The organism is Billgrantia bachuensis (assembly GCF_011742165.1).
GTDB classification, from domain to species: Bacteria; Pseudomonadota; Gammaproteobacteria; order Pseudomonadales; family Halomonadaceae; genus Halomonas; species Halomonas bachuensis.
Map to the genome: position 1 here is coordinate 1 of NZ_JAAQTO010000035.1, position 14,956 is coordinate 14,956.

General features: G+C 65.4%; 16 protein-coding genes. 12 read left to right on the forward strand and 4 right to left on the reverse strand.

Features of this window, described 5'->3' with window-relative positions:
• Positions 1 to 899, reverse strand: an 899-nt coding sequence (locus tag HBJ55_RS13350) for an acyltransferase family protein (protein WP_167115627.1), incomplete at its 3' end; no start/stop codon positions are given.
• Positions 900 to 1,047: 148 nt separating this feature from the next.
• Here HBJ55_RS13350 and HBJ55_RS13355 point away from each other — a divergent pair.
• The 4 genes from HBJ55_RS13355 to HBJ55_RS13370 are packed head-to-tail and all read left to right on the forward strand — an operon-like array spanning position 1,048 to position 4,280.
• A complete protein-coding gene (locus tag HBJ55_RS13355; RefSeq protein ID WP_167115630.1) occupies positions 1,048 to 1,617 on the forward strand; it encodes a diguanylate cyclase in 570 nt (189 codons plus the stop codon).
• Entirely contained in the window at positions 1,614 to 2,717 is a 1,104-nt protein-coding gene (locus tag HBJ55_RS13360) for a 3-oxoacyl-[acyl-carrier-protein] synthase III C-terminal domain-containing protein (RefSeq protein WP_167115632.1), read from the forward strand. Before HBJ55_RS13355 ends, HBJ55_RS13360 begins: the two co-directional genes overlap by 4 nt.
• Before the next feature lie 2 nt (positions 2,718 to 2,719).
• Positions 2,720 to 3,403: an iron-containing redox enzyme family protein gene (locus HBJ55_RS13365; RefSeq protein ID WP_167115635.1), complete on the forward strand. Its 684-nt coding sequence runs from the start codon at positions 2,720 to 2,722 to the stop codon at positions 3,401 to 3,403.
• A complete protein-coding gene (locus tag HBJ55_RS13370; RefSeq protein ID WP_167115637.1) occupies positions 3,396 to 4,280 on the forward strand; it encodes a DUF6999 family protein in 885 nt (294 codons plus the stop codon). Before HBJ55_RS13365 ends, HBJ55_RS13370 begins: the two co-directional genes overlap by 8 nt.
• On the opposite strand, the gene trhA is transcribed toward HBJ55_RS13370, so the two are convergent.
• Together trhA and ribA are read right to left on the reverse strand one after the other, a co-directional pair.
• A complete protein-coding gene (gene trhA, locus HBJ55_RS13375; RefSeq protein ID WP_167115640.1) occupies positions 4,238 to 4,909 on the reverse strand; it encodes a PAQR family membrane homeostasis protein TrhA in 672 nt (223 codons plus the stop codon). The genes HBJ55_RS13370 and trhA overlap by 43 nt on opposite strands.
• A 38-nt stretch (positions 4,910 to 4,947) precedes the next feature.
• Positions 4,948 to 5,583, reverse strand: a complete 636-nt coding sequence (gene ribA / locus HBJ55_RS13380; protein ID WP_167115643.1) for a GTP cyclohydrolase II — start codon at positions 5,581 to 5,583, stop codon at positions 4,948 to 4,950.
• 169 nt (positions 5,584 to 5,752) lie between these two features.
• On the opposite strand from ribA, the gene hemE reads away from it, so the two are divergent.
• Together hemE and HBJ55_RS13390 are read left to right on the forward strand one after the other, a co-directional pair.
• A complete protein-coding gene (gene hemE, locus HBJ55_RS13385; protein ID WP_167115650.1) occupies positions 5,753 to 6,835 on the forward strand; it encodes a uroporphyrinogen decarboxylase in 1,083 nt (360 codons plus the stop codon).
• Positions 6,828 to 7,217 (forward strand): VanZ family protein, encoded by a 390-nt coding sequence (locus HBJ55_RS13390; protein WP_167115652.1) that lies wholly within the window; start codon positions 6,828 to 6,830, stop codon positions 7,215 to 7,217. Before hemE ends, HBJ55_RS13390 begins: the two co-directional genes overlap by 8 nt.
• 88 nt (positions 7,218 to 7,305) lie before the next feature.
• Here the strand turns inward: HBJ55_RS13390 and HBJ55_RS13395 are convergent, their stop codons facing one another.
• On the reverse strand, positions 7,306 to 7,827 hold the full coding sequence (locus HBJ55_RS13395; protein ID WP_277345665.1) for a peptidylprolyl isomerase: 522 nt from the start codon (positions 7,825 to 7,827) through the stop codon (positions 7,306 to 7,308).
• A 387-nt stretch (positions 7,828 to 8,214) separates the two neighbouring features.
• Here HBJ55_RS13395 and HBJ55_RS13400 point away from each other — a divergent pair, with 387 nt between their 5' ends.
• From HBJ55_RS13400 to HBJ55_RS13425, 6 genes are all read left to right on the forward strand, one after another.
• Entirely contained in the window at positions 8,215 to 10,215 is a 2,001-nt protein-coding gene (locus HBJ55_RS13400; protein ID WP_167115654.1) for a heme lyase CcmF/NrfE family subunit, read from the forward strand.
• The gene (locus tag HBJ55_RS13405; protein WP_167115661.1) at positions 10,212 to 10,790 is read left to right on the forward strand and encodes a DsbE family thiol:disulfide interchange protein; all 579 of its coding nucleotides are present in this window, start codon (positions 10,212 to 10,214) and stop codon (positions 10,788 to 10,790) included. The genes HBJ55_RS13400 and HBJ55_RS13405 overlap by 4 nt, the downstream gene beginning before the upstream one ends.
• Positions 10,787 to 11,293 carry a cytochrome c-type biogenesis protein gene (locus tag HBJ55_RS13410; protein WP_167115665.1) on the forward strand — a complete coding sequence of 169 codons (507 nt, stop codon included), beginning with the start codon at positions 10,787 to 10,789 and terminating at the stop codon, positions 11,291 to 11,293. The genes HBJ55_RS13405 and HBJ55_RS13410 overlap by 4 nt, the downstream gene beginning before the upstream one ends.
• The gene (ccmI, locus tag HBJ55_RS13415; protein ID WP_167115668.1) at positions 11,290 to 12,216 is read left to right on the forward strand and encodes a c-type cytochrome biogenesis protein CcmI; all 927 of its coding nucleotides are present in this window, start codon (positions 11,290 to 11,292) and stop codon (positions 12,214 to 12,216) included. The genes HBJ55_RS13410 and ccmI overlap by 4 nt, the downstream gene beginning before the upstream one ends.
• A complete protein-coding gene (locus HBJ55_RS13420; protein WP_167115671.1) occupies positions 12,213 to 12,977 on the forward strand; it encodes a Crp/Fnr family transcriptional regulator in 765 nt (254 codons plus the stop codon). Before ccmI ends, HBJ55_RS13420 begins: the two co-directional genes overlap by 4 nt.
• 264 nt (positions 12,978 to 13,241) lie before the next feature.
• Positions 13,242 to 14,852 (forward strand): cytochrome D1 domain-containing protein, encoded by a 1,611-nt coding sequence (locus HBJ55_RS13425; RefSeq protein WP_167115674.1) that lies wholly within the window; start codon positions 13,242 to 13,244, stop codon positions 14,850 to 14,852.
• Positions 14,853 to 14,956 lie beyond the last annotated feature (104 nt).

Consider the following 14,956-nt stretch of genomic DNA (forward strand, 5'->3'; position numbering starts at 1 on the left):
CAGGTCAGTACGAACCCGACCTGCACCCACATCACGCCCACCAGGGCCAGGGTAGGCGGCAGCAGGTTGCTGGGAACGCCGAAGGCGCCGTCGACCATGGCAACGGGGTAGCCGGAAGCCACGGCGGCGGCCAGCCACAGCAGGCCGAGCAGCAGCAGGGCGAGGCCGCAGCCCAGCCCCGAGAAGCGGCCGCGTTTCCAGGCGATGCCGAGCTGTTGCGGCAGCAGCCAGACCACGATGGCATTGAGCCAGCCGATGCCGCCATCGCTACCGGTGACCCGGGTACCCAACTCCAGCAGCTCGCCGGGCGCGGTGATGCCGCCACGCAGCAGGTCGACCGCGGCGGCGATCAGCAGCAGGCCCGCTACGGCCTTGAGCCCCCAGCGGTTGTCGGCCCACACGCTGAGCGGCAGCAGCGCCTGTATGCCCAGCAGCATCATCAGGAACCAGAGATGGACGGTCAGCGAGTGATTGAGCGGGCCGAGCAGGCGCCCTCCGGTATAGGTGGCGAGGATCACGAAGGCCACCAGAACCGCCAGATAGGTGACGGTGGGGCGTGCCAGGCCGAGTGCCCGGCCGGCCCACCAGTGCAACTGGCGATGCCCCTGCTCCAGCCGGCGCTGGGCGCCGTCTGCGCTCACCGCAGCCGAGACGAACACGAATAGCGGGACGACCTGCAATACCCAGGTGAGTACGCCAGCGCCCGTCCACACCAGCAGCAGGTGGTCGGTGGTGGTCATCAGGCCGTTCTCGAGCCGTGGCAGGGTGGCGATCCAATGGCCGAACACGACGACGAGCAGCGCGCCGGCACGCAGGGCGTCGGGGTAGCGGTCCCGGCTTGCTCCAGTTCCGCCATTGTTTTTCGCTGACGAGTCCAACTTCTGCGTTCCCTGTTTCATAATGTCTCGTTTCCATTCGATCGGCGCTTGCATATGTCGCGCGCCTGGTGGATATTAGTTATCGAACAGTGTTTCCTAACATCATCCACGAAACGTCAGCGTCCTGCAAGCACGTCGTGAGAGACGCTGAAACCGAGGGAAAATCGCCATGGATACCCACACGCTGTTGGTCCATGTCCTGCTGTACGTCTTCCTGCCGCTATGGGGAATTGCCGGCTTCGTCGACTGGTGTTGTCACCGCGCCACGCATATCGAGGAGACCTCGGGGCTGAAGGAAACCCTGATGCACTCGGCCATGGGCATCCAGGTGGGCATTCCCATCCTCATGTGCCTGCTTTATCGCATCAACGTGCTGGTGCTGTTGCTCTGCCTGCTGGCCTGGGTGCTGCATGAGGTCGTGGCCCACTGGGACGTGCACTACGCCGCGCCGCGACGGCACATCAGCATCTGGGAAATGCATGCGCACAGTTACCTGGCCAGCCTGCCGTTCTACATGTTGGCCATGATCATGGTGATCAACTGGCCGGTGGTGGTGGACCTGGTGACCTTCAACTGGACAGGACAGATGCGCCTCGTACCCGTTGAGGTGCCCCACGGCGGGGAGCGCTACCTGCCCTATTACCTGGCATTCATGGCGCTGCTGTGCGTGTTCCCTTACCTGGAGGAGAACCTGCGCTGCCTGCGCCATTACCTGAAGCACAGGGGAGAGCCGGCGTGAGCGTCTATATCACCAGTACCGGCCACTACCTGCCGGGCGAGCCGGTGGACAACGAGGGGATCGAGGCGGTGCTCGGCCTGGTGCATGGCAAGCCGAGCCGGCTCAAGCGTCGGATCCTCCAGTCCAACGGTATCCGGCAGCGCCACTACGCCATCGATGCAGAGCACAACACCCTGATCAGCAACGGCGAGATGGCCGCTCGGGCGGGGCAGGCCTGCCTCGACCAGAGCTATCTGAGCAAGGCGCGGCTCGACATGCTCAGCGTGGCCACCAGCCAGGGCGACCTGGTACTGCCGGGGTTCGGCAGCATGGTGCAGGCGGAGCTGGGCGTGGCCGGCGTCGAGTTGCACAGCAGCCATGGCATCTGTTCCAGCAGCATGATGGCGCTCAAGGCGGCCTACACCGGGCTGAAGGCCGGGGAGCACGGCAATGCCCTGGTGATCGCCAGCGAACTGGCCTCGCGGCTGTTCAAGGCCAGCCGCTACGAGGCGGTGGCACAGGAGGTCGATTTCAACGCCGAGTTCCTGCGCTGGATGCTGTCGGACGGCGCCGGGGCGTTGCTGCTGGAAAACGTGCCGCGCCGGCGCTGCTTTCGCATCGACTGGATTCGCGGCTTCTCCCATGCCGATGCCTACCCGGTATGCATGAGCGTCGGCCGGGCGGTCGGCGGGGAGGAGAAAAGCTGGCAAGACTTCGCCAGCTATGCCGAAGCGGAGGCCGCCGGCGCCCTGCTGATCCGCCAGGACGTCCGTCTGCTCGACAACATCGTCAAGCTCGGGGTGGACGGGCTGCTGCGCTTGATCGACGAGGGGCGGGTCGAGGTGGGGAAGGTCGACCACGTGCTGTGCCATTACTCATCGCACTACTTTCGCGGCAAGATCTTCGACATGTTGACCCAGGCCGGCGCGGCGATTGCCGAAGAGAAGTGGTACACCAACCTCTATACCCGCGGCAACACCGGCTGCGCCTCGATGTTCATCATGCTCGACGAATTCCGCCGTACCCAGGACTACCAGGCTGGCGACACCATCCTCTGCATGGTGCCGGAAAGCGGCCGCTTCAATAACGTCTACATGCAGCTTACGGTCGTGGAGGACTAATCATGGAAAGCAAGGTAACCACCCAGTTGGGGCAGGAGTGCCTGCAGGGGCTGATGCGCGTCTGGTTCGATTTCGAGCGCCAGTTGGGCCGGGTGCCGGTCATCCAGCGCCTGGAGCGCGGCAAGTTCACCCGTGAGGATTATCGCAACCTGTTGCTGCACCTGCGCCAGCAGGTGATCGAAGGGGCGCGCTGGATCACCCGGGGCGCCTCCAGCTTCGAGCGCGACTACGCTGATGTGCGCTCGGAGGTGATCGGCCACGCCAAGGAGGAGCATCGCGACTACGAAATGCTGGAGGCGGACTTCGTGGCGGCGGGCGGCGAACTCGATGAGATCCGCGCGGGGCAGCGCAATGCCGGCAGCGAGGCGCTGCATTCCTTCATGATGTACCGCGCCAGCCAGCCCAACCCGGTGGACCTGATCGGCGCCATGTGGATCATCGAAGGGCTGGGGCAGAAGATGGCTGGCGATTGGGCCCGGCGGATCGACGAGGCCACCGATGGCGATGGCCGCTATACGCGCTTCATGCGTTACCACGGCGAGAACGACGACGCCCACCTGGACAAGCTCTACTCGCTGATCGACCGGGTATGCCGCACGCCGGACGACCAGCAGTCGATTCTGCGCACCGCGCGGGTGGTGGCGCGGCTCTACGCCCTGCAACTGGAGGAGGTCGACCATGGCTGATGCCAGGCGCAGGCCCCGCAGCCCTTTCCTTCGTGCGCTGGAGTCCGACGATTCGCTGCCCATCCAGCCCGAGGCGGTACGGCTGTGGCTGAACGATATCGAGAGCCCGACACGCTGGTCGCTGCGCCCGCTGCTGCAGTTCGTGCTGGCGATGCTGCTGCATCTGATCTGGTTCGTGAAGCGCCTGCCGCTGCCCCAGTTCCGCGCCCATGGCCTGCTGCAGCGGCTGATCTGCTGGTTCTGCACCCATTTCGTCAGCCCCAGTGCCAACCAGTTGATCCTGCGTCACTTCGCCACCGAGTCGAACATACTCAACTTCCTCATCGACAACAGCCCCGAGGTGACGGTCGAACCGCTCACGCTCTACCCCAGCCGGATCGACGACATGCTCGATGCCAGCTTCGTCAAGCACGACCAGGAGCTGTTCCGGGTGATCGAGGAGATGGGTCATTGGCGTGAGCGCCCGGCACCGTTGGCGCCGGAGGCCATCGACTGGACGCACTGGCGCCCGCTGGATGAGGGCGCCTACGAGACGGTTCGCCGGCGCACCCAGGTGCTCGACTTCGAAAGCGCCCACGCCCTGTTCATGTGCCTATTCTGCCTGCTGCTGACCCGCGAGGAGTATCGCGACGCCATCAACGGCTTCAACCTCGACCAGTCGATCGCCATCCGCATCGGCCAACTGATCGGCGACCCGGCCCTGGCCGAGATGGCCTACAACAAGTACCCGCACTACCTGGTCGGCCCCTGGAACCTGAGCCAGCGCTTCCTGATGCACGGCTTCTTCACCGAGTACCTGTATGCACGGCTGGAGCGGTTGCGGCTGGCCGCGCATCACCCCGCGAACGGCAGCACTGCGGCATACACCGCGAAGTAGTGGCAGGTGCTGCCGCCGAGCACGAACAGGTGCCAGATGGCGTGGTTGAAGGGGATCGCGCTGACGGCGAAGAAGATCACGCCCAGGGTATAGGTGATGCCGCCGGCAGTGAGCAGGGCGATGCCGGCCGAGGGTAGGCTGGCGCTCAGTTCGTCGCCAGCGAAGACGATCAGCCAGCCCATGACCAGGTAGATCGCCACTCGCAGTACGGTGAAGCGATGGGGCCAGGCCAGCTTGCAGGCGATACCGGCCAGCGCCAGGCTCCAGACGATAGCGAACAGCGTCCAGCCGGTGGGGCTGCGCATATTGACCAGCAGGAAGGGTGTATAGGTGCCGGCAATCAGCAGGTAGATGGCACAGTGGTCCAGCTGTTGGAAAGCACGCTTGAGCCGTGGATGGCGCACGCCGTGATAGAGAGTCGAGGCGGTATAGAGCAGTACCAGGGTCACGCCGTACAGGCTGATGCCGACGATCTTCCACGGATCCACGTGGGCAGCCATGCTGGCCAGTACCAGCAGCACGATCACGCCAGCCAGGCTCAGCGCCGCGCCGATGCCGTGGCTGATGCTGTTGAGCAGCTCCTCGACCAGGTGGTGGCGATGGCCGCCGGTGCTTCCCGTCTGTGGCATGGGCGTCTCCGTCAGGGGCGCCCCGATGCCGTGTCGGCTCAGGGCTTGCGTTCGATATCCACGTCGCTGGCCTGGGTGAAGTCCCCCAGCGCCATCATGTGGCCCAGCTTGCCGGCCTTGGTGGAGAGATATTGCTCGTTATGAGGATTGAGACCCGTGGTCAGCGGCACGCGTTCCGCGATGGTGACGCCGGCCTGGGTCAGGGCGTCGACCTTGCGCGGATTGTTGGTCATCAGACGCAGGCTCGAAATGCCCAGGTGCTCCAGCATCGGCACGCAGAGATCGTAGCGACGCATGTCGGCGCCGAAGCCGAGCTGCTCGTTGGCTTCCACGGTGTCGGCGCCCTGGTCCTGCAGGTGGTAGGCGCGGATCTTGTTGAGCAGGCCGATGCCGCGGCCCTCCTGACGCAGGTAGAGCAGCACGCCGCGGCCTTCGTCGGCAATTCGCTTGAGTGCTTCCTGCAACTGGTAGCCGCAGTCGCAGCGCATGGAGAACAGCGCGTCGCCGGTCAGGCACTCCGAGTGCACCCGACCGAGCACCGGCTCGCCGTCGGCCACGTCGCCCAGCGTCAGGGCGATGTGGTCCTTGCCGGTGGCCTCGTCCTCGAAACCGTGCATGGTGAAGGTGGCCCAGGGGGTGGGCAGCCGGGAGGCGGCGATGAATCGAATGGTCACGGGGTACCTCGGTCAAGACCACGGCGATGCCGGAAGTGAATCTCGCATTCTAACAGGAACGGGGGCGGGGCTCACGAACGTGCGGTGTCATCGATATTGGCCCGGGTCAAGCCGCGCGAAAAATGATGCGCTACAATGGCCCCGACATTTCCAGTGGATGACTGCCTGCATGGATCTCAAGAACGATCGCTTTCTGCGCGCCCTGATGCGTCAGCCGGTAGACCGCACTCCGGTATGGATGATGCGTCAGGCCGGCCGCTACCTGCCGGAGTACCGCGCCACCCGCGCCGAAGCCGGTGACTTCATGGACCTGTGCCGCAACCATGACCTGGCCTGCGAGGTGACGCTGCAGCCGCTGGAGCGCTACCCGCTGGATGCCGCCATCCTGTTCTCCGACATCCTCACCATTCCCGACGCCATGGGGCTGGGGCTCTACTTCGAGACGGGCGAGGGACCCAAATTCCGCAAGCCGGTGCGCAGCGTGGAAGATGTCGAGGCGCTCAAGGCACCGGACGCCGAGCGTGACCTCGACTACGTGATGCGGGCGGTCTCGACCATTCGTCGCGAACTGAATGGCCGCGTACCGCTGATCGGCTTCTCCGGCAGCCCCTGGACCCTGGCCACTTACATGGTGGAAGGCAGCTCGAGCAAGGACTTCCGCCACGTGAAGACCATGCTCTACGATACGCCCAGCGTGATGCACGACCTGCTCGATACCCTGGCCACTGCGGTGACCGACTACCTGAACGCGCAGATCCGTGCCGGCGCCCAGGCAGTGCAGATCTTCGACACCTGGGGCGGGGCGCTCTCCACGCCTGCCTACCTGGAGTTCTCGCTGCGCTATATGGAACAGATTGTCGCCGGGCTGATCCGCGAGCATGAAGGACGGCGCGTGCCGGTGATCCTGTTCACCAAGAACGGCGGCCAGTGGCTCGAGGATATCGCCCTGGCGGGCCCGGATGCCGTGGGCATCGACTGGACCACCGAGCTGTCCGACGCCCGCGCCCGGGTGGGTCACAAGGTGGCGCTGCAGGGCAACCTCGATCCCAACGTATTATTCGCGCGTCCGGCGGCCATCCGCGCCGAGGTGGGGCGCATCCTCGACAGCTACGGCCAAGGGCCGGGCCACGTGTTCAACCTGGGCCACGGCATCAGCCAGTTCACCGACCCGGACAACGTCACCGCCTTCATGGAGGCGCTGCACGAGTTGAGCCCGCGCTATCACCGCACCATTCAGCATCACAATGCCTGAACCCGGCTGGCTGCGGCGGCTGGCCTGGGGTGAGGATAGAAAGCGACACCGCCTGTGGGCGGTGTCGGCCGTTGTGGCTGCCCTGGTCATCGCGGCGGGAAGCCTGACCCCGGGCAGCGAGATGCCGACCAGCTTGCCGTGGGACAAGCTCAACCACTTCGTCGGCTATGCCGGGCTGGCGGGGTTGGCCGGCCTGGCGGGGCTGCCGCTGGTGCGCACCTTCATCGCCGTGGCGCTCTACGGCATCTGCATCGAGTACCTGCAGATCCCCGTGCCGGGGCGCAGTGGCGGCGACTGGGCCGATATCCTGGCCAATAGCCTGGGCGCGGCTGTGGCCGTGCTGGTGCTGGCCGGGGTGCGCCGCTTCCTGTTGAGAACCTAGCCAGGCAGGACCAACGCAAGACGACGAGGCCCCGTCATCGAGAGATGGCGGGGCCTCGCTGTATCTGGACGGCTATTGGCTCACTAGCTCACTGCAGTTCGGCGCGCTCGATGATCACTGGCTCGCGCGGCACGTCCTGGAACGGGCCACGGCTGCCGGTGGGCACCCGCTTGATGGCGTCGACCACGTCCATGCCCTCCACCACACGGCCGAACACCGCGTAGCCCCAGGCCTGGCCGGAGTGGGTGCCCTGGTGGTCGAGGAAGCCGTTGTCGTTGACGTTGATGAAGAACTGCGCGGTGGCCGAGTGCGGGTCGCCGGTGCGTGCCATGGCCAGGGTGCCGCGCTCGTTGCGCAGGCCGTTGTCGGCCTCGTTGGTGATCGGCGAGCGGGTCGGTTTCTGCTGGAAGTCCTTGTCGAAGCCGCCGCCCTGGATCATGAAGCCGTCGATCACGCGATGGAACTGGGTGCCGTCGTAATGGCCTTCCTCCACGTAGGTGAGGAAGTTCTCGACGCTCTTGGGCGCCTGCTCCTCGAACAGTTCGATGGCGATGGGGCCGTGATTGGTGTGCAGCACCACGTCGGCCGCGTTGGCATGAGCGACGACCAGCGGCAGGCTGGCGGCGGCGAGCAGAGAAAGCAGGGTTCGCTTCAGCACGGGAGCTCCTGTTGTTCGGCGATATGGGTTCGGCAATGAATGGCATGGTGAAAACGGTGTGCCTAGCTTACGTTCAGTTGCGCCTGCTGTCAGGCTTTCGCCGTGCAATCCTGGGCGTGACATCCGGCCACACCCGATTGTTTGACGTGGATCACAACCCGCCTGGGAAAAGAAGTACTGGGTATGGTCTTTTTAAGGCGATGGCCGGACCATGCCTGCATACCGGCCGAGGCAGTACCGATTCACCCCCATCCAGCTCTGCTTGCCTCGGTCATGAATATTCCTCAGTGACCGGCAATGCACCCAGGTGCGGCGCCGGAAGGCGGGAGGTGCCGGCCCATGGTGGCGGAACTCGGAAACTTTGCCCTTGTGTTGGCGTTATGCCTGGCGCTGGCCCAGAGCGTCTTGCCGCTGGTGGGGGCTCAGCTAGGCGATGCTCGCCTGATGCGCACCGCTCGCTTCCTGGCCATCGGCCAGTTCATCTTGCTGGCCCTTTCGTTTGCCGTGCTGACTTGGGCCTTCGTGGTCAGCGACTTCACGGTGCGCTACGTGGCCGGTCACTCGAGCCTTGAGCAGCCGCTGATCTATCGGATTACTGCCGTGTGGGGCGGGCACGAAGGCTCGCTGCTGCTGTGGGTGTTCCTGCTGGGAGCGTGGGGTGTTGCCGTGGCGCTGTTCAGCCGGTCGCTGCCGCGCGAGATGCTGGCGCGGGTACTGGCCGTGCTGGGCATGGTTGGTGTGGGCTTCATCGCCTTCACCCTGCTCACTTCCAACCCCTTCGAGCGCGTCATTCCCGGACCTGTGGATGGACGCGGCATGAACCCGCTGCTGCAGGATCCGGGCATGATCCTGCACCCGCCGCTGCTCTACATGGGCTACGTGGGTACCGCGGTGATTTTCTCCTTCGCCATCGGCGCGCTGCTCGGTGGCAGGCTCGATGCCGCCTGGGCGCGCTGGTCGCGACCCTGGACCACGCTGGCCTGGGTTTTTCTCACCTTGGGCATCGCCGTAGGCGCCTGGTGGGCCTACTACGAGCTGGGCTGGGGCGGCTGGTGGTTCTGGGATCCGGTGGAGAACGCCTCCTTCCTGCCCTGGCTCACCGCAACGGCGTTGATCCATTCACTGGCAGTGACCGAGAAGCGCGGCGGCTTCAAGGCCTGGACCCTGATGCTGGCCATCGTCACCTTTGCGCTGACCGTGCTTGGTGCCTTCATCGTCCGCTCCGGCGTGATTACTTCGGTGCACGCCTTCGCCACCGACCCCGAGCGTGGCGTGTTCCTGCTCGGCATGCTGAGCCTGACCTTGCTCGGCGCGCTGACGGTCTACGCCTGGCGGGCACCGAAGGTAGGGCTCGGCGGTGCCTTCGCTGGGTATTCGCGCGAGTCGCTGCTGCTGGCCAACAACGTGCTGCTGACGGTGGCCTGTGCAGCGGTATTCATCGGGACCCTCTACCCGCTGGCCCTGGATGCCTTCGGCCTGGGCAAGATCTCGGTGGGCCCGCCCTACTTCGATAGCGTCTTCGCCCCGCTGATGCTGCCGCTGTTGCTACTTGTCGGCCTCGGCCCGGCGGTGAGTTGGAAACAGGCAAATCCCCGTGAGACCGTCCGCCAGCTGCGTTGGGCACTTCTGGTCAGTGGGGTGTCCAGTGGGCTGTGGCCACTCGCGCTCGGCGCCTGGCATCCCATGACCGCGCTTTCGCTGATGCTGGCCGTCTGGATCGTGCTGACGGCGCTGCTCGATGTGCGCAAGCGGCTGGGTTCCGCGCGGCAGCCGTGGCCGACCCGGCTCAAGCGGGTCCTGCGCCCGAGTTTTCTCGGCATGCACCTGGCCCACGTGGGGCTGGCACTGGTGGTGGTGGCGATCGCCATGGTCAACACGTACGAGGTTGAGCGCGACGTGCGCCTGGCCCCGGGCGAGAGCGCCTCGGTAGCGGGCTTCGACTTCACCCTGCAGCGCATCGCGAGCGTGCGTGGTGAAAACTGGGAGGCCGACCAGGCCACCATCGAGGTGACCCGCGAGGGGCGCCCGGTCGCCCAGTTGCAGCCCCAGCGGCGCTACTACGACACCCACGCCCAGACGCCCATGAACCAGGCCTCGCTGCATCGCGCCATTACTCGAGACGTCTACGTCTCGCTGGGTGAGCGGCTGGAGGACGACGCCTGGAGCTTCCGGCTCTACTACAAGCCCTACATGGCCTGGATGTGGTTCGGCGCCATCTTGCTTGCCTTGGGTGGCCTGCTGGCGGCCGCCGACGAGCGCTATCGCCTGGCCGCCAAGCGTTCGCTCCGCGCGCAGCGGCAACCTGCGGCCAGCCACCCCTTGGAGATAGCAAGCCAATGAAACTGCGCATGCTGATAACGCTGGCGGCCGCGAGTGCCCTTCTCGGGCTGCTGTTCGTTGGCCTTGGCCTGAACAGCCGCGACCTGCCTTCTCCGCTGGTCGGCAAGCCGGCACCGCCGTTCACGCTGGAGTCGCTGGAGGATGCCGAGCGTCTTCTTACCGAACAGGACTTCATCGGCGAGGTAACGCTGGTCAATGTCTGGGCCACCTGGTGCAGCACCTGCCGCGCTGAGAAGCCGCTGCTGATGGAGCTGGCGCGCGGCGGCATACCGATTCATGCCTTCAACTACCGTGACGAGCGCGACGCGGCGCTGCGCTACCTCAGCGTCAGCGACAATCCCTATCGCACCATCGCCTACGACCCCAAAGGCGACGCCGGCATCGACTGGGGCGTCTATGCCACGCCGGAAACCTACGTGCTCGATGCCGAGGGGGTGATTCGCTACAAGCGTATCGGGCCGCTCACGCGCCAGCTGCTGCTCGACGAGGTGCTGCCGCTGATCGAGCAATTAAGAGCGGAGACCCTGCGCGCCGAGCAGCACGCCAGTGAAGCCAGGAGGTTGGCGCAGTCATGAAACCATGCATTCTCCAGGTTCGACGCATTTTGTCGCTATGGCTATTGGTCGCCTGGCTTCCTGCGGGAATGGCCATGGCACTGGCCATCGGCCAGCCGCTGGAGTTCGGCAGCACGGCCCAGCAGCGCCAGTACGACACCCTGGTACGCGAGCTGCGCTGTACAGTGTGCCAGAGCGAGACCATCCATGAATCCAACGCCGAACTCGCCGCTGACATGCGCCGCCGGGTCTACGACATGACCCGGGCCGGGCACGACGCCGAGGCGATCGTTGAGTTTCTGGTACAGCGCTACGGCGACTACGTGCGCTACCGGCCGCCATTGCAGGCTAATACCGCGCTGTTGTGGGCCAGCCCCTTCCTGCTACTGCTGGGCGGCGGTTTGATCTGGTGGCGTATCGTCGCGGGTCGCCGGCGCATGGTGCAGTGTCCCGTGTTCAACGCACGGGAGCGGGACATGCTCGATCGGTTTTGCCATGGCGATGACACCGGGAGGCCACGATGAACGGAACGTTCCTGCTGCTGGCCATGGGCCTGTGTCTGGTAGCACTGGGCTTCATGGTCATCCCGCTGCTGTGCGCACCGCGCTGCGAGGAGAACCCGTCGCGACGAGCAACCAATCTGGCCGTGCATCGTGACCGGGTGCGCGAACTCGAACAGGACATGACGGCGGGCTTGTTGACCGGGGCCCAGCACGACAACGCCCTGGCCGACCTCGAGCGCGAGCTGCTCGATAGCGGCGCCGTCGGCAGCGATGAACGTCAGGTCGCCCAGGGGCGTGGCTCGGCGCGCGTGCCGTTGGTGGCCGCTTGGGTCAGTATCTCACTGCTGCCGTTCATGGCTATCGGTCTCTACCTGACGGTGGGGCATGCGGAAGAAGTCTTCGGCACCCAGCTGCCGGCGGGGCCTCCAGCATCCGTTTCCGAGGCCGAGCCGCCCTCTGAAGCCGCACTGCAGCGTGAGTTCCAGCACTTGGCGCAGCAGCTGCAGGGGCGCCTGGCGCAGGATCCGACCCACTTGGGGAGCTGGGTACTGCTGGGCCGCACCCTGGTGTTCCTCGACGACCTGCCGGCGGCGGAGCGCGCCTTTCGCGAGGCAATGCGCCACGGTGGCGACCGGGATCCGGGCCTGCTGACGCGTTATGCCGACGTCCTGGCCGAGCGCCAGGGCGGCCTGGCCGGCGAGCCCCAACGCCTGATCGAGCGCGCCCTGACGCTCGATCCCGATCACGTCCAGGCGCTGTGGCTGGCCGGCACCCTGGCGCTGCAGCAGAACTCGCCGGACGAAGCGCGAAACCATTGGCAGCGGCTGCTGGTACTGCTGCCGCCGGAGTCCCCCGAGGCCGAGGTGATCCGCGGCAATCTCGGCCAGCTTGACCAGGCCGACGGGAGTCCCCTCGACGGGGTGCCGGCAAGGAGCGAGACATGAACAAGACGTTGAGCCGTGAGGCCTTGCAGGCCGTGCGCCAGGTGCCGCTGTTCGCCGGGCTCGAGGACGAGACCCTGGCGCTGCTCACCGGCGGCGCCGTGGAGCGCAGCTACCGTCGCGGCGCGCTGCTGTTCAGCAAGGGCGAACCGGCGGATCGCTTCTATGTGGTGCTAGGCGGCTGGATCAAGCTGTTCCGCGAGAGCCCCGACGGCAACGAATGCATGGTGGGGCTGTTCTCCCGCGGTGAATCCTTTGCCGAGGCGGCGATGTTCGACCGCCTGGGGTTTCCGGTCAACGCCGCGGTGGCCGAGGATGCCCGGCTGCTGGTGTTTCCTGCCGACCACTTCCTCACCACCCTGGAGCGCAACCACGGCCTGGCGCTCAATATGCTCGCCAACCTCTCCGGCATGCTGCGCTCCTTGGTGCGCCAGCTCGACCAGCTCACGCTGCAGCCCACCTACCAGCGCCTGGCGGCCTTCATCGTCTCGCTATGCCCTGAGGGTATCAACCAGGCCACCGTCTGCCTGCCCTGCGACAAGCTGTTGATCGCCGGTCGGCTGGGTATGAAGCCAGAGAGCTTTTCGCGGGCCATGGCGCGGCTGCGCGACGTCGGCGTCAGCTGCGAGCGCAACTGCGTGCACGTAGAGGACATCACCGCACTGCGGCGCTTCGCCAACTCCGCCGAGGAGGCGTTGCTCACTCCTTTGCCAAGTGCGGCGCTGGATTCGCCGTGTGCCGCTGCGCCGCACCCGTGTCGCTAAGTCCCGCCCGGTAGCCGACTCCCTTTTTCACCTCTCGATACGGTCCGCCCAGCGGGCCGTGATTTCTTTTCCTCTCCTCTGACATAAGTCAACTCCTGGATGCATCAATTGACAGTGGTCAAGTGAGGCGGAAAGCAAAATTGCTACTAATGGCGCCAGGTGGGGGGTGGCTGAAGATCATGGTCGCTAGCACGCAGAAGAACAGGTCATGCCCGGGCACCCGCCAGCCACTACCCGAAGGAGAAACCAAGCGAGGCACGTGTTATGCACAAGAGAGCTTTGAGCAAGGGGATCTTCGCCCTCAGCTTCCCGCTGGCGGCCATGGTGGGAACCGCCCAAGCCGCGGCACCGGAGCTGTCCGCTGAAGAAATGGAGCGCGCCAACACCATCTACTTCCAGCGCTGCGCCGGCTGTCACGGCACCACGCGCAACGGTGCCACCGGCCCGAATCTGCTGCCGGAGACCACCCAGGAGCTGGGCCAGCGTCGCCTGGAGAGCATCATCACGCTGGGCACCGAAGGCGGCATGAACAACTTCGATGGCATTCTTTCCGAGGATGACATCACGTTGATCTCGAAGTACATCCAGCACGACCCGGTTGATCCGCCGGAGATGTCGCTGGCCGACATGAGGGAGCGCTGGCAGGTCTTCGTCGCGCCGGAGGATCTGCCCACCGAGCCCCAGCACGATCTGAACTGGGAAAACTTCATGGTCACCATCCTGCGTGACCGTGGCGCCATGGGCATCATCGACGCCGACACCAAGGAGCTGGTCACCGAGGTCGAGACCGGCTATGCGGTGCACGTGGCCAAGGAGAGCTCCGACGGACGCTTCTGGTACGTCCAGGGTCGTGACGGCCGCCTCTCCAAGATCGACCTGTGGATGGACCCGCCCCAGGTGACCGCCGAGGTGTTCATTGGCTATGACGCCCGCGACGTGGCGGTCTCCCACTACGGGGAATGGAAGGACAAGTATGTCATCGGCGGCTCCTACTGGCCGCCGCACTTCGTGATCGCCGATGCCGAGACCATGGAGCCGCTCAAGGTCGTCTCTACCCGCAGCTACGACACCGAGGGCAACTTCAGGAACGAGGCCCGTGTCGCGGCGCTCTACAACACCCCGCACGCACCGACTTTCCTGGTCAACGTCAAGGAGTCCGGTCAGGTCTGGCAGGTCGACTACAGCGATATCGACAACCTGCGCATCGAGCAGATGGAGACCGCCGAGTACCTGCACGACGGCTTCTTCGATCCCACAGGTCGCTACTTCCAGATTGCCGCCAACATGAGCGACAAGATGGTCTTCCTCGACACCGAGACGCGCAAGCTGGTCAGCATGCTGGAAACCGGCACCAAGCCTCACCCGGGCCCGGGCGCCAACTGGGTCGATCCCGAGTGCGGGCCGGTAGCCGGCACCACCCACCTGGGTGAAGGTCTGTTGACCTTCTGGGGCAACGATCCCGAAGGGCATCCCGACCAAGCCTGGCAGATCTGCGACCAGATCGAGACCGACGGTCCGGGGCTGTTCGTGCGCACCCACCCCGATTCCGACAATGTCTGGATCGACCAAGCCATGCACCCCGAGCCCGACGTCAACCAGTGGGTCATGGTCATGAACAAGGAGACCCGCGAGCTGACGCCGATCCACGTTGCCGACCGGCCGCTGGAGCACGATGCCGTGGCGGTGCACATGGAGTACGACCAGACCGGTACCGAGGTATGGGTCTCTATCTGGGCGCGCGGCGACGGGCACCAGAACGACGGTGCCATCGTCGTCTTCGACGACAAGACGCTGGAAGTGAAGGCGGTCGTTGAGGGCCTCAATACGCCGACCGGCAAGTTCAATGTCTACAACCGCAAGCACCACGTCGGCTGAGCCACCGCCGCTACCGCCGGGGGCCAAAAGCGGCTCCCGGCTCTTTCCCCCGCCGTTCCGGCATCGCGGAGCGACAGGGGAAGGGGCCGACACAACTGCGGCGT

What these genes read in the sequence shown, in the direction of transcription:
- HBJ55_RS13355 (WP_167115630.1), top strand. Translation starts at nt 1,048, where the DNA reads ATGGATACCCACACGCTGTTGGTCCATGTCCTGCTGTACGTCTTCCTG.
- HBJ55_RS13365 (WP_167115635.1), top strand. Translation starts at nt 2,720, where the DNA reads ATGGAAAGCAAGGTAACCACCCAGTTGGGGCAGGAGTGCCTGCAGGGG.
- HBJ55_RS13370 (WP_167115637.1), top strand. Translation starts at nt 3,396, where the DNA reads ATGGCTGATGCCAGGCGCAGGCCCCGCAGCCCTTTCCTTCGTGCGCTG.
- trhA (WP_167115640.1), bottom strand. Translation starts at nt 4,909, where the DNA reads ATGCCACAGACGGGAAGCACCGGCGGCCATCGCCACCACCTGGTCGAG.
- hemE (WP_167115650.1), top strand. Translation starts at nt 5,753, where the DNA reads ATGGATCTCAAGAACGATCGCTTTCTGCGCGCCCTGATGCGTCAGCCG.
- HBJ55_RS13390 (WP_167115652.1), top strand. Translation starts at nt 6,828, where the DNA reads ATGCCTGAACCCGGCTGGCTGCGGCGGCTGGCCTGGGGTGAGGATAGA.
- HBJ55_RS13400 (WP_167115654.1), top strand. Translation starts at nt 8,215, where the DNA reads ATGGTGGCGGAACTCGGAAACTTTGCCCTTGTGTTGGCGTTATGCCTG.
- HBJ55_RS13405 (WP_167115661.1), top strand. Translation starts at nt 10,212, where the DNA reads ATGAAACTGCGCATGCTGATAACGCTGGCGGCCGCGAGTGCCCTTCTC.
- HBJ55_RS13410 (WP_167115665.1), top strand. Translation starts at nt 10,787, where the DNA reads ATGAAACCATGCATTCTCCAGGTTCGACGCATTTTGTCGCTATGGCTA.
- ccmI (WP_167115668.1), top strand. Translation starts at nt 11,290, where the DNA reads ATGAACGGAACGTTCCTGCTGCTGGCCATGGGCCTGTGTCTGGTAGCA.
- HBJ55_RS13420 (WP_167115671.1), top strand. Translation starts at nt 12,213, where the DNA reads ATGAACAAGACGTTGAGCCGTGAGGCCTTGCAGGCCGTGCGCCAGGTG.
- HBJ55_RS13425 (WP_167115674.1), top strand. Translation starts at nt 13,242, where the DNA reads ATGCACAAGAGAGCTTTGAGCAAGGGGATCTTCGCCCTCAGCTTCCCG.